8 protein-coding genes are annotated in these 13,986 nt (G+C 71.4%); 5 read left to right on the forward strand and 3 right to left on the reverse strand.

The features are described from left to right. Nucleotides 1-14: 14 nt before the first annotated feature. Nucleotides 15-7,313 carry a type I polyketide synthase gene (locus L6E10_RS35775; protein ID WP_236224592.1) on the forward strand — a complete coding sequence of 2,433 codons (7,299 nt, stop codon included), beginning with the start codon at nucleotides 15-17 and terminating at the stop codon, nucleotides 7,311-7,313. After that, nucleotides 7,310-8,908 carry an aldehyde dehydrogenase family protein gene (locus L6E10_RS35780; protein ID WP_236224593.1) on the forward strand — a complete coding sequence of 533 codons (1,599 nt, stop codon included), beginning with the start codon at nucleotides 7,310-7,312 and terminating at the stop codon, nucleotides 8,906-8,908. Before L6E10_RS35775 ends, L6E10_RS35780 begins: the two co-directional genes overlap by 4 nt. A gap of 66 nt (nucleotides 8,909-8,974) precedes the next feature. On the opposite strand, the gene L6E10_RS35785 is transcribed toward L6E10_RS35780, so the two are convergent. Together L6E10_RS35785 and L6E10_RS40540 are read right to left on the reverse strand one after the other, a co-directional pair. Further along, a complete protein-coding gene (locus tag L6E10_RS35785; RefSeq protein WP_236224594.1) occupies nucleotides 8,975-9,646 on the reverse strand; it encodes a hypothetical protein in 672 nt (223 codons plus the stop codon). A 280-nt stretch (nucleotides 9,647-9,926) separates the two neighbouring features. Continuing rightward, nucleotides 9,927-10,397, reverse strand: coding sequence for a nuclear transport factor 2 family protein (locus L6E10_RS40540; protein ID WP_236224595.1), 471 nt, complete (start codon nucleotides 10,395-10,397; stop codon nucleotides 9,927-9,929). A 211-nt stretch (nucleotides 10,398-10,608) separates the two neighbouring features. On the opposite strand from L6E10_RS40540, the gene L6E10_RS35795 reads away from it, so the two are divergent. Continuing rightward, nucleotides 10,609-11,229, forward strand: coding sequence for a TetR/AcrR family transcriptional regulator (locus L6E10_RS35795; protein WP_308102947.1), 621 nt, complete (start codon nucleotides 10,609-10,611; stop codon nucleotides 11,227-11,229). A 251-nt stretch (nucleotides 11,230-11,480) separates the two neighbouring features. After that, nucleotides 11,481-12,491 carry a zinc-binding dehydrogenase gene (locus L6E10_RS35800; protein WP_236224597.1) on the forward strand — a complete coding sequence of 337 codons (1,011 nt, stop codon included), beginning with the start codon at nucleotides 11,481-11,483 and terminating at the stop codon, nucleotides 12,489-12,491. Between the two features lie 22 nt (nucleotides 12,492-12,513). Here L6E10_RS35800 and L6E10_RS35805 read toward each other — a convergent pair whose 3' ends face one another. Next, nucleotides 12,514-13,287: an SGNH/GDSL hydrolase family protein gene (locus L6E10_RS35805; RefSeq protein WP_236224598.1), complete on the reverse strand. Its 774-nt coding sequence runs from the start codon at nucleotides 13,285-13,287 to the stop codon at nucleotides 12,514-12,516. Between the two features lie 89 nt (nucleotides 13,288-13,376). On the opposite strand from L6E10_RS35805, the gene L6E10_RS35810 reads away from it, so the two are divergent. After that, complete coding sequence (locus tag L6E10_RS35810) at nucleotides 13,377-13,892, forward strand: helix-turn-helix domain-containing protein (RefSeq protein ID WP_236224599.1); 516 nt, start codon at nucleotides 13,377-13,379, stop codon at nucleotides 13,890-13,892. Nucleotides 13,893-13,986: the final 94 nt, after the last annotated feature.

Below are 13,986 nucleotides of genomic sequence, written 5' to 3' on the forward strand. Positions count from 1 at the left end.
GAGCGTTTGCCGGCATGGATTCGGCACTCCCGGTCCGAAATGATCCCGACGTGCTGGACAAGATCGCAATCGTGGGCGTGGCGTGTCGTTTCCCCGGCGGAGCCGGCGATCTGGAGGGGCTGTGGTCGTTGCTGGCCGCAGAGCGCGAGGTGGTCGGGCCGCCACCGCCGAACCGGTTCGACGTCGAGCGGTACTGGGACTCCAACCAGCTGCGGCCGGGCAAGTCCTACACGTTCGCGGGCGGGTACCTCGACGACATCACCGGGTTCGACGCCGGCTTCTTCGGCATCAGCCCGCGTGAGGCGGTGTGCATCGATCCGCAACAGCGGCTGGTGCTGGAACTGGGCGTCGAGGCGCTCGACGACGCCGGGATCGACCCGGCCTCGCTGGCCGGCACCGACGCCGCCGTGTTCGTCGGTGTGTCCGCGTTGGACTACGGCGGACAGCAAATGCTGATCCCGTCCGCGGTCGGTCCCTACACCAACTCCGGAGCCGCCCTGTCCAACACGGCGAACCGGCTGTCCCACCAGCTCGACGTGCACGGGCCCAGCCTGAAGGTGGACACGGCGTGCGCCTCGTCGCTGAACGCGGTCCACCTGGCCTGCGAGCACCTGCGGCACGGCGGCGGACGGGTCGCTTTCGCCGCAGGGGTCAACCTGCTGCTCAACCCCATCACCTACGTCGGGTTCGCCAAAGCCGGGTTCCTGTCGCCGACCGGGCACTGCCGGCCGTTCTCAGCCCGTTCCGACGGGTACGTCCGTGCCGAGGGCGGTGGCGTGCTGGTCCTCAAGCGCCTGGCCGACGCGGTCGCCGACGGGGACCGCGTCCACGCCGTGATCGCGGGGTCCGGCACGAACAGCGACGGGCACACCAGCGGACTGGTGCTGCCCAGTTGCGAGGCCCAGGAAGCGTTGCTGCGCCAGGTCTACGACCGGTTCGGGCTCGACCCGGACGACCTGGCCTACCTGGAGGCGCACGGCACCGGGACACCGATCGGCGACCCGGTCGAGTGCCGGGCGATCGGGAACGCCCTCGGACTGCGCCGCACCGGCGCGGCGCTGCCGATCGGCTCGATCAAGGCCAACCTGGGGCACCTCGAACCGGCATCGGGCATGGCCGGGCTGTGCAAGGCGATCCTCGTGCTGCGCCACGGCGAGATCCCCGCGACCCCGAACGCGAGCCCGCGCAGCACGGAGATCGACTTCGACGGCCTGGCGCTGACCCCGGTGGAGCGGTCCCGGCCGGCGGCGGGCCGTTTGGTCGGGGTGAACTCGTTCGGGTTCGGCGGTGCGAACGTGCACGTCGTCCTGGAGGAACCACCTGCGGCTCATCCAGCGCCGCACGGGGGAACCGAGGTGCCGATCGTCGTCTCGGCGCACACCGAGGCCGCCCTCGCCGACGCGGTGTCCCGCATGGACCTCCGCCTGGCCGGCTGCACGGATTTCGCCGACCTCGCCTACACCTCGTCGCAGCGACGGGGAAAGCACGCCCACCGCCGCGTGGTGCTCGCCGCCGACGCGGACGAGGCGCGTCGTCGCCTGGCGAAGCAGATCCCGCCGCAACGGGCGACCGAGCGGGGCCGCGTCGCCTTCGCCTTCTCCGGTCATGGCGCGCAGTGGCCCGGCATGGCGGCGGACCTCGTCGACACCGACCCGGTGTTCGCCGGCGCGGTTGCCCGGATCGACGCCGCGCTGGCACCGCTCGTCGGCTGGACGGTCGCCGGCGAACTGCGGTCGGCCGAGCCGCGGCTGCACGACACCGGTGTGATCCAGCCCGTCCTCTTCGCGGTGCAGGCCGGCATCGTGGCGGTGCTCGCGGAACACGGTCTGCGTCCGGAAGCCGTGTACGGCCACAGCGTGGGGGAGATCGCCGCCGCCTTCGCCGCCGGGATCTACGACGTGGACCAGGCCGTGGCGCTGGTGGTGGCGCGCAGCCGGGCCCAGGCGACCACCGCCGGCACCGGCACCATGGCCGCGGTCAGCCTCGGGCCGGAGGAGATCGGGACACTGCTCGCACGCTACGACGGGCGCGTGGAGATCGCGGGGATCAACAGTCCCGGCGACGTCACCGTCGCCGGGCCGAGGACCGATCTGCAGGACCTCGCCGACCGGCTGGCGGAGCGCGAGGTCTTCTGCCGCGTCCTCGACCTGGACTACCCGTTCCACAGCGCGGCGATGGAGCCGTTGCGCGCCCCGCTGCTGGCGGACCTGGCCGCTCTGGCACCGAAAGCCGCCACAGTCGACTTCGTCTCCACGGTCACCGGCGAACCCCTGGCAGGCGAGCGACTGGACGCGGAGTACTGGTGGCGCAACGTCCGCGAGCCGGTCCGCTTCGCCGCGGCCACCGACCACCTGGTCGCCGCCGGGTTCGACACGATCATCGAGATCGGGCCGAAACCGGTGCTGCGGACGTACCTGAAGCGAGCCGCGAAGGACGGCGTGCTCGCCGTGCTGCCGACGCTCACCCGGGACGAGCCCGGAGCGGCCGCGCTGCGGGCGACGGTGGAGTCCGCGCTGGCCGCGGGCGTGGCGATCGCCCCCGAACGGTTCTTCCCCCGCCGAGGCCGGGTCGTGACGCTGCCCGCCCACCCGTGGCAACGCGAGCGGTTCTGGCTGGGCGGTCAGCACACCTGGGGCGGTACCAGTGCTCCACCCGACCACGTGCTGCTCGGCGACCGGGTCGCCGTCTCCGACCCGACGTGGCAGACCACCGTCGACCCGGCGCGGTGGCCGTGGCTGACCGGCCACCGGGCGGCGGGGACGCCGATCATGCCGGCGGCCGGCTACCTGGAGATGGGCTGGGCGGCCGGGCAGCTCGTGTTCGACGGACCGGCGGAGGTGAGGGAGCTGCACATCACCAAGCCGATGGTGGCTCCTGACGACGAGTCGGTGCTGCCGCGCATGCAGGTCTCACTGTCCGAAGAGGACGGGGTGTTCCGGGTCGCCACGTGCTCGGCCGAGGGCCAGACGTGGCTGACCCACGCACGAGGGCGAGTGCGCCGCCGGGTGGCCTCGGCCCCGCCACCGCTCGACCTGACCGCACTGCGCGCACGGTTCGCCGGGAGGGGCGAGCACGTGGACCGGGACACTCTGTACGCCGACGGGGAACGGATCGGACTCGGCTACGGCCCCGAGTTCCTGGTCCTCTCCGGCCTGTGGGTGGACGGCATGGAGGTCCTGGGCGACTACGACTGCGGCCACCTGGACTTCACCGGGTTCCACGCGCACCCGGCGTGGACCGACGTCGCCCCGCAGGCCGCGATCCAACTCGGCCGGATCCGCCGCGGCCACGTCGCCGACGAGGACTCCTACATGCCCGTGGCGATCGGCTCCGCGCGGTTGTGGAACCCACCCACCAAGACCGGCGCCGTGCACTTCCGCTGCCGCACCCTCTCGGAGTCCTGGGCCTCGGCCGACATCACCCTCACCGACGACGCGGGCACCGTCGCCCTGGAACTGCTCGACTGCCGGTTCCTGCGGGTCAAGGTGCCCAGCCGGCGCGTGGTCCGGCGCCAGCACACCGAGCTCCGCGCCGCACCGCGCGGCCTGCCACCCGCCGCGGAGGTGCCCTGCCCGTCACCGCGGGTCCAGGCCCCGCCGGTCACCGGCTACGCGGAGCTGAGGCGACGGCGGCTCGAGGCGGCCGCCGCCTTCACGGTGCGCGCGTTCACCACCGTCCTCGACGGAGCGGAGGTGTTCTTCACCGACGCCCTGCTGGCCGCCGGGGTGCGCCCGGAGTTCGGCCGCCTGCTCGACCTGCTGACAGCACTGGCCGCCGACCACGGCCACCTGGAGTGGCTCGGCGAGTTCCAGGGACGCACCCGCTGGCGGATCCGTCCCGACGTCGCCGAACCCGCGTTCGCGGGCCTGGTCGCCGACTTCCCCGAGCACGTCCCGGACCTGACCCTGTTCGGCCGGTGCGGCCTGCACCTGGCCGAGCTGCTGCGCGGTGAACGGGACGCGCTGGACATCCTCCTCCCCGCCCACGGCAGCGACACCCTCGCCCACTACCACGCCCTGTCTCCGCTGCTGCGGTCGTGCAACCACGCCGCGGCGGAGGTGATGCGCGCACTGGCCGAGGCGTGGCCGGCCGACCGTCCACTGAGGATCCTGGAGGTGGGTGGCGGCACCGGTGCGCTGACCGCGGCGCTGCTGCCCGTCCTGCCGCGAGACCGCACGCGTTACGTGTTCACGGACATCTCGCAGACCTTCCTCGCCCCGGCCGAGGCGCGCTTCGGGCGGTACGACTTCGTCGAGTACCGGATCCTCGACCTCGACCAGCCCGACGTCGAGGCCGGTGGCTTCGACGTCGTGGTCGCCGGAAACGCCCTCCACGCAGCCAAGGACGTGCGTGCGGCACTGCGCGCGGTGTCGGAGATGCTGACCGACAACGGACGTCTGCTGTTCGTCGAGGCCCACGATCCGGTGCTGCTCGCCCTGCCGTTCGGCCTGGTACCCGAGTTCTGGTCGATGACCGATCTCGACCTGCGGCCCACCTCGCCGGTGCTGTCCGCTCAGCAGTGGCGTGATCTGCTGCCGGGCAGCGGTTTCCGCGCCGCGCGAACGGTTCTCGAAGGGGAACTGTGCTCGCTGACGACGGCGAGCAGGGTGCCGCGCACCGCCCCCGTGCAGGAGGCGACGGGTACCGCCGCGAGCAGCCGTGTCGTGGTCGTCGCCGAGGACGGCACCGACGAGCTGGCCGTCGCGCTCACCACGAGGCTCGCGGAGCTGGGTGCCGACGCGGTGCGGACGACCACCGTCACCGGCACAGCCGACTGGTTCACCTCCTCCGAGACCGATGTGGTGCTCGTGCTCGCCGAGGACGAGGTGGATCCGCTGGGCGCCGTCGAGGCGACCACACGGCGGTTCGAGCTCGTGCGCACGCTCGCGGTCAGGTCCGCCGAGCTCCCCGCGGGCGCGGTGACGCGGCTGTGGCTGGTCAGCCGCCCCACCGGGGTCAACCCGGCGCCCGAAGGGACGACGGACCCGGCCGGTGCCGCGTTCTGGGGCGCCACGCGCACCGTGGCCGCCGAACACAGCCCGATGGGCATCCGGCGGATCTCGGTCGCGCGTGACGTCCCGGTCGACCGAGTCGCACGCGAGCTCCTCGACCCCACGGACGAGGACGAGGTGGTGCTCACGGCGTCGGGCCGGTTCGTGCCGCGTCTGCGCGACATGCCGCCACCTCCTGCCGACGACCCCGCCACGCCGTACCGGCTCATCGCCCGCGACGCGGGGCCCTCCTACGAGCTGGCGTGGGTGGCCGCGGAGATGCCGGAACCCGGTCCGGGCCAGGTGGCCCTCGAGGTCCACGCCACGGGCATCAACTACCGCGACGCGCTGCTCGCGGTCGGACTGCTGCCGGGGTGGGTGGTGGAGGCCGGCATGACCGGCACGCACCTCGGCGGTGAATGCGCCGGGGTGGTCACGGCCGTCGGTCCCGGCGTGACCCGGTACCGGCCGGGTGACCGGGTCTTCGGGTCCGTCGCCGGTTCCTTCGCCTCGCACGTGCTGGCCGACGAGAACCTGGTGGGACCGGTGCCCGACGGCATCGACCTGGTCTCCGCGGCGACCATGCCCGTCGCGTTGATCAGCGCCAGCTACGGCCTGGTGCACCAGGCCAAGCTCGCCAAGGGCGAGACGGTCCTGGTGCACGGCGCCGCCGGCGGCGTCGGGCTGGCGGCGTTCCAGTGCGCCCGCTCCCTGGGTGCCACGCTGATCGCCACCGCGGGCACCGAGGAGAAGCGCGACTTCCTGAAACTGCTCGGCGTGGAGCACGTCTTCGACTCCCGCAGCCTCAGCTTCGTCGCCGACGTGCTCGCCGTGACCGACGGGCAGGGCGTCGACGTCGTGCTCAACTCGCTGGGCGGGGAGTTCATCGGCCGCAGCCTGGAGTTGCTGCGCTTCGGCGGCCGGTTCGTCGAACTCGGCAAGCGCGATCTCTACAGCGACCGCAACGTCTCGTTGTTCCCGTTGCGCAACAACATCAGCTACTTCGTCGTGGACGTCGACCAGCTGGGAAGCCAGCGTCTGCAGGAGATCGCCGACGAGCACGACAAGATCATCGACCACGTCCGGGCGGGAGCCGTCCACCCCGTCCCGTACCGGGCGTTCCCGGCCGCCCAGGCTGCCGAGGCGTTCCGGTCCCTGCAGCACTCCCGGCACATCGGCAAGCTGGTCGCCACCTTCGACCGGCGACCGCCGGTCGAGCGGGCTGCCCAGCCGGGCGCCTTCGTGCCCGACCCGTCCGGCACCTACCTGGTCACCGGTGGCGCGGGCGGCTTCGGCGCCGAGACGGCACGCTGGCTCGTGGACCGCGGGGCCGGACACCTCGCACTGGTGAACCGCCGGGGGCGGGCCGTACCGGAAGCCGAAGACCTCATCGCCGAGCTGACCGCGCGGGGCGCGGCGGTGTCCGTGCACGCCGCCGACGTGACCGACGAGTCCGCGATGCGCGCGGTCATCGACTCCATCGACCGTAGTGGCGCCCCGCTGCGCGGCGTGGTGCACGCGGCGATGGTGCTCGACGACGCGATGATCGCGGACCTGACGCCGGAGCGGTTCCGCGCCGTGCTCGCGCCGAAGATGGCCGGCGCGATGGTCCTCGACCGCCTCACCTGTCACCACGACCTCGACCTCTTCCTCCTGTTCTCCTCGGGGGCGGCCGTGGTGGGCAACGCCGGTCAGGCCGCCTACTGCGCCGGGAACCTGTTCCTGGAAGCACTGGCCCGTGCTCGCCGCGGCCGGGGACTGGCCGGGCAGACGATCGCCTGGGGTGCCCTCGGCGAAGTCGGCTACGTCGCGCGCAACGAGGCCACTGCCAAGACGGTGGTCAGGGCCGGCTTGGCCCTGCTGCCGTTGCGTGCGGTGCGCCAAGCGCTGGACGAACTGGTCGGCGGTCCCGAGGTGTCGCTGGTGTGGAGCCACGACGGCCAGTTCCTGCGCCGCCTCTACTCCCACCTGACCACACCACGGCTCGGCGAGCTGGCAGGGGGCGAACAGGCCGCCGGCGGTGAGGACGACGATCTTCTCGTCCGCCTGCGGGAGGCCTCGGTGGACGAAGCGGCCGAGCTCGTCGCCGAACACATCGTCAAGACGCTCGCCGAAGTGCTGGGCGTCGCACCGGAACGCGTCGACCGCAACCGGCCACTGGACCAGCTGGGGGTCGACTCGCTGATGGGCGCCGAGCTGGTCACCAAGATGCGGCGCCGGTTCGGCAGGGAGATCCCGATCATGCGGGTGGTCGCGAGCAGCGGCATCGACGACCTGGCCCGTTCCCTGGCCACCTACTTCAAGACCGAGGACAACCAGTGACCCAGGCGACCGTGCGGCACTTCCCGCTCTACATCGGCGGCGAACTCGTCGACACCGACGAACGCGCGTACGGCATGAGCGTGCGCGCCGTCCTGGAACCGGACGGGGCCGCCGCGACATCGCTGTTCCGCCTGCTCCGCGAAGGCTCCGAAGAGGAGTTGCACGCCCACCCGCACATCCTCTGCTCCGTCGCGTTGTCCACACCGGAGCAGGGGCAGGCGGCGCTGCGGGCGGCAGCGGAGGCAGCGGCGCGGTTGCGCGTCCTGCCGTTCACCGACCGCTTGGCGTGCGTCGGCGCCCTGTACGAAGGATTCCTGGAGCATCGCGAGGAACTCGCGCGGCTGATGCGCATGGAGGGGTGCCCGCGCCTGCTGGCCGAGGCCCAGCTCAACGCGGTGCTGCACCTCGTCCACCCGGAAAGCCTGGAGCTGGCGCGTTCCCTGCTGCGGCAGGAGATCACCACGCCTCACCACAAGATCGTGCTGCAACGCCAGCCCGACGGTGTGGTCTGCGTCGACCCGCCCGCCAACACGCCGCTGTACGGGTTGATCGCCTCGTTGGTCCTGCTGGCGGGCAACAGCGTGGTCATCCGGGTGCCGCGCAGCTGCGCCAGCTCACTGGCCCATGCGCTGCACAACATCATCATCCCGGCGCTGGAGGCACACGGGGCGCCGCCGGGAACGATCAACGTGCTGTGCGCCGACTTCGAAGCCACCATGCGGCAGTGGCTGGACAGTCCGCTGGTGAACACCATCTACTACTTCGGCTCCAGCAGCCGCGGGCTGGCACTGGAACGCGAATGCGTGGAGCGGGGCAAGCGGGCGATCCTGGAGTTGTCCGGCAACGACGGGCTGCTGGTGTGGCACGACGCCGACCTCGAGCACGCCACCGCGGCACTGGTCGAGTCGTTCTACGCCTCGGGCCAGGCCTGCATCGGCCCGAAGTACGCCGTTGTCCACCCCGCCATCGCCGATCAGCTGCTCACCCGGCTGCGCGAGGCCGCGTCCGCGCTGCGCCCCGGCGACCCGGAAGACTCCGACACGGTGCTCAGTCCCGTTCTGCGTGCCACGGCCTTCAAGCGCTGTCTCGACGAAGCACTGCGCGCGGGCGCCACGAAGGTCTGCGGTGGCGCGCAGATCAACCTGCGCGGCGAGCCTGATCCCCATGGACTGTTCCTCGAACCGACGGTGTTGCGCGTCAACGGCTTGGAGTTCGCCGAGACCGTTGCCGCCGTGCGTGAGGAGTGCTTCTTCCCGCTGCTGTCCGTCGTGGTGCCGCAGGACGGCCCGGACCTGCTCGACCGCTGCATCACCTTCCTCAACGGCAACAGGTTCGGTCTGCGCAACTCGCTGTGGGCGGAGAACCGGGAGGTGATCGAGCGGTTCACCACCGCGGTGACCAACGGGGGAGTGCTCAAGGTCAACGACTCCCACATGGCGCACGCCCGGCACCTGCCCGGGCTCGGTGGCACCGGGCGCAGCGGCGGTTCTCACGGTGAGGCCGCCTACCCGTTCCTGCGCGCCAGCCGCCTCCAGGCCGTCGCCATCGCCACGACCAGAACTCACCCCTGGCAAGCCGTCATAGGCATGAACTGACACCACGCGACGACCACCGGCGCATCGGGAGAACCCGATGCGCCGGTGGTCGTCGTCCCGAGCTGATCAGCCGGGCAGCGAGGCCGGTACAGGCCACGCGCGCCCGCTGCCGGAAGCGGTGAACACCGTGTCCGTCATCGCGAACAACGCAACGCCGAAAGCCTTCGTGAAGGCGTCCACGCCCTCCTGGGTAGGGGTGATCGGGATGTCGCTCCCCTTGATCGTGGTCGGCTGCCCCGGCGCCCCCGGCTCCACGGACAGCCTCACCGCGCTCACGTCCCCGGCGTACAACGGCACCTCGCCGACCCACTCGTCGTCGATCTTCAAAAAGGCGTGGACCCGCCCGTCGGGAACCGAACCCCGAATGCCGGTGATCTCCATGCGTGCTTTCGCGTTCCGCAAGACCACCCCGCCCAGCGCGCGTCCGGACCCCTTCCCCGGTTGCCCCACCGGGCTGATCGTGCCGGTGCTGTACTCAGGTGGGAGCTTCACGCCCACAACAGTCGTGCCGTCAGCGCCCACGACGGGGGTAGCCGGCGCCACGGCCTGCACTTCGATGTTTTCCGTCGCGAGCCGCTCACGCGCGACCTCGGTCAACCGCATCTCACCCAGTCCATCCAGCAGGGTGAACGCCGCGTCAGCCGTCGGACTCGCGTTCGCGGATGTCGCACCGTGCAGCTGCGCGAGAACAGGAGCCGCCATCGCGCCGCTGACAAACATACGTCGAGTGATCGCCATGATTCCCAGTGTCACGCATTCCACAGAGGACTCGGCCGTAGACAACTCGAAAGAATGAGGTCTGCGTGCGGCGGAAACGACGCCGCGACCTGGGTGTCGGTGAGCGGGTGATCCGTCACGCGTCGACCGAGCCTCGTCGAAACCGCTCCGGAAGTCCAAGCGGTGTTCACGGCGCACCGACTGGCACGACGGCATCGGTCGAGGTCGTGCGATCCCTTCCGCCCGCTCCGAGTCGCGCGGGTTCCGGGCAGGCGGTGCGCCGGCGCCTCCCGGTCGGGGGCTACACCCCTGTGGCAGCCATCTCGGCGGCCTCGATCGCCGACTTGAAGTCGGGGGTGGCTCCGATCTGGGCGAGCATCACGCTCGTCGCGTTGTAGCAGTTGAACCTCGCGATCTTCCCCTCACGGAGGTACCAGAGGTCCGCCGCCGGCACGTCGATGCGCCTGCCGGTCGGGAGGATGTCACCGATCGGGGTCGGGAACGCGCCGAGGTGCGTGCCCTGGATCCGCAGTTCGACGGCGACGACATCGCCGAGCGCGTGGACTTCGAGCAGTTCGCGGTGGATGTCGGGGAAGACGCCGGCGAGGCCCGTCAACGCCCAGGGGATCTCGTCCCCGCGGAAGGTCTGGGAATTCGGCACGTCGTTGAACGTCCCGTCCTCGGTGAACAAGGCGCGGAAACCGGGTCCGTCGAGGACGTTCCCTTCCGCCAGCCGGTACGCCTCGCGGACGATCTCTTCGTTGCTCTTCACTTCTGCTCTCCTGTGTTCCTTCACATCGCTGCACGGGACAAGTCGCTGCCGCCCGGGCGCCGGCGCTCGCGGGCGGCCCGGGGGATGGGCAGGAGTCGGGTGACGACGCCATCCGCCGAGGCGACGACGCCTCCGACGTGGCCTTTTCGATGTGCGCCCGGTCAAGCTAGCAAGTTATTGACCATATGGTCAATAACGTAAGCTTGCTCACGTGCCTCGTCCCCGCAAGTTCCGCGAGAGTGATGTCATCAGCAGCGCCGGCGAGGTGTTCGCCGTGCGCGGCCTCGCCGCGGCGACACTGGACGACCTGGTGCGGGCGACCGGCCTGGGGAAGCAGAGCCTGTACAACGCGTTCGGCGGGAAGCGGGAGTTGTTCTTCCGGGCGCTCTCCGAGGATCGGGAGGAGGCGACGCGCGCCGTCTCGGAAGCGCTCGGGCACGAGGACGCTTCGCCGCTGGAACGAATCCGGGGTCATCTGCTCACGATGGCGATCGAGTTCAGCAGCAGCGATCGGCGGGTCTCGCTCACCACGCGTGCGCTGGTCGAATCGACCGGCGAGGAGGATCCTCTCTCGACGGTCACGAAGGCCGGCATCGAACAGCTCGCCGAAATCTATGCCCAATGCCTGGAACACGCGCGGGAGAACGGGGATCTCGCGGAGGACGCGAACGTGCAGTCGCTGGCGCTCTACTTCGTCGCCGTCACCCGGGGGATGGAGTTGCTCGGCCGCGCCGGTGTCGGCCGCGGAGTTCTCACCGCGGTCGCACTCGACGCGCTCCGCGCGCTCCGCGGTCAGCGCATGGAAGAAGCCGGTCCTGCGCACCGTCCATAACGGACCCGCTCCCCACGCCGTCGCGCAGATCGGCAGGTGCCACCGGATCGGGACGGGCTCGTGTCGCTGGCAACGGCGTCGATCACAGCCTGTTCACGTTGAACCTGGCCGAGGGGAGGAACCGTTCGCCCACGTCGCGGTGGTGGCCCGCGTGAGGCGAAAGGCCCTGCTCCGACGTGACCTCGGGCTGCGGCTCCCGCACCGCGACCTGGCAAGACTGGTCGCGGAAGCAACGAGATCGAGGAGTCGCCGTGAGGGCTGCTGTTGTCACGAAGCTGGGTGCGCCGCTGGAGGTCCGCGAGGTGCCGGTGCCGGTACCCGCCGCCGGTCAGGTGCTGGTGCGGCTGGAGGCGTCGGGGATCTGCCACACCGACATCCACGCCGCCAACGGTGACTGGCCGGTCAAGCCCACCCCGCCGTTCGTCCCCGGCCACGAAGGCGTCGGCGTCATCGAGGCCGTCGGCCGGGGGATCGCCCCGGAACGGGTCGGCACGCGCGTGGCCATCCCCTGGCTCGGGCACGCCTGCGGCGAGTGCTCCTACTGCGTGTCCGGCTGGGAAACGCTGTGCGAGCAGCAGCGCAACACCGGCTACTCCGTCGACGGCTGCTACGCCGAGCACACCCTCGCCGACGCCCGCTGCGCCGTGCCGGTGCCGGACGGTGTGTCCAGTGTGGACGCCGCGCCGCTGACCTGCGCCGGTGTGACCACCTACAAGGCCGTGAAGGTCGCCGCGGTGCGTTCCGCCGAGCGGGTCGCCGTGTTCGGCATCGGCGGCCTCGGGCACCTGGCGCTGCAGTACGCGCGCATCGCCGGCGGCTTCACCGTCGCCGTGGACGTCGAGGACGACAAGCTCGCCCTGGCTCGCGACCTGGGCGCCGACCACACCGTCAACGCCCGCACCACCGACCCCGTCGCCGCCATCGCGGAGCTGGGCGGCGTGGACGTGGCCATCGCCACCGCCGCCTCGCCGAAGAGCTTCGAGCAGGCGTTCGCCTCGCTGCGCCGCGGCGGGCGACTGGTCTGCGTCGGCCTGCCCGCCGACGGCGTCCTGCCCGTTCCCGTGTTCGACCTGGTGCTCAAGGGCATCACCGTCGTCGGCTCCATCGTCGGCACCCGCCAGGACCTGGCGGAGGTCTTCGCCCTGCACGCCGCCGGCCGCACCAGGGTCGTCGCCCTCACCCGCAAGCTCGACGACGTCAACAGCTCCTTCACCGAAATCCTGAACGGCTCGGTCCCCGCCCGCCTGGTCATCGAGTTCTGACACCGCCGCCGGGAATCGCTCCCTAGTGCTGTGTTCCGGTGTGGGAGAGGTTCCACGGCCCGCGGGGGAGCTGGGCGGGCAGTGGGCGCCCGCGGTCGGCTCGCAGGATCGTGCAGAGCGAGCGGATCTCCGCCAGTCGTTGCGCCGCGGTCACCGCCGGTCCCGCCGGGGTCCACGGTGAGCGGGTGCTGCCGAGGAGGAGTTCGGCGAAGCTGTGCGCGATGCCGGCGTGCCCGTGCGTGCCGGGGTGGACCCGGTCGATCGACCACATTCGCGGTGCGTGGGTGCGTTCGTCGTGCCACAGGTCGTGCATGATCGCGTTGTGCTCGGCCGCGATCGTGCGGACGTGGTCGTTGACGAGCTCGAACCGTGAGCGCGTCGCCTGGTGCAGGCGTGCGGGCCCCGGCCAGCGCCGGGTGATGTCCGGCAGCGTCGCCATGACCACCCGTGCACCGCTGTCGCACAGGGCCGCCACCGTCCTGCGCAGCACACGGCCCACCTCGGCACCGTCGAACCCGTGACGGTCGAAAGCGTCGTTCGCGCCGACCATGACGCTCGCCAGATCGGGTTCGAGCCGCAGCGCCTGCTCCAGCTGGTGCTCCATGACGTGCTGGGCGTGCCATCCCCGCACGGCGAGGTTGTCGTAGCGCAGCCCTGGCCACGCGTGGTCGAGCTCGCCGGCCAGGACGTCGGCCCAGCCGCGCAGCGTGCCGTCGAGCCGGGGGTCGCCGACCCCCTCGGTGAGGCTGTCGCCGAGCGCCACGAACCGCCGCACCGGCTGAGTACTGTAAACCATACTCAGCACGGTAGCCGAACCTCTCGTCACGCCGCACAACAGCGGCTCTTGGCGACGCCGAAAGCAGAGGCATGTGACACAGTGCGCGCATGCAGCAGCCTCGCGCGCACGATCCGACCGAAGCCGCGGACCCGGCGTGGAACCGCGAAGCGTGGCTCCTGGAGCCGGACTCGGTGCAACGAGCGCTCGACGTGCTCGTGCCGCGCAGCGCCGGGCAGGTCGTGCGGGAGGCGTTCTACGGCACCCGGCGTTTCGACGACTTCCGCCGCCACACGGGCCTGACCCCCGGCGTGCTGTCCGCACGCCTGCGCGACCTGACCGACCAGGGCATCCTGGCCAAGGTCGCCTACCACGACACCGGATCACGCGGCCGCCACGAGTACCGCCTCACCGACAAGGGACGGGACCTGGCCACCGCGATCATCAGCCTGCTCGACTGGGCCGACCACTGGCTTCCCGCACCCGGCGGGCCCACCGTCGTGCTCACCCACCGCGACTGCGGCGCGCCGATCCGCACCCAGGTCCGCTGCACCCGCGACCACCCCGTGGACAGCCTCGGCGACATCCGGGCCGCCCCCGGACCCGGCGCCCGCGCACGCGACTGAGCCATCGCCTCGGACGCCTCGCCGAGAGGCTCAGGTCGAACTCGAAGCCGCTGACGGTCGCTCGTCCCCGGCCGGCAACCATCCGCGCGGTCCG

The sequence above is a fragment of the Lentzea sp. CC55 genome (assembly GCF_021056325.1).
GTDB lineage: Bacteria > Actinomycetota > Actinomycetes > Mycobacteriales > Pseudonocardiaceae > Lentzea > Lentzea jiangxiensis.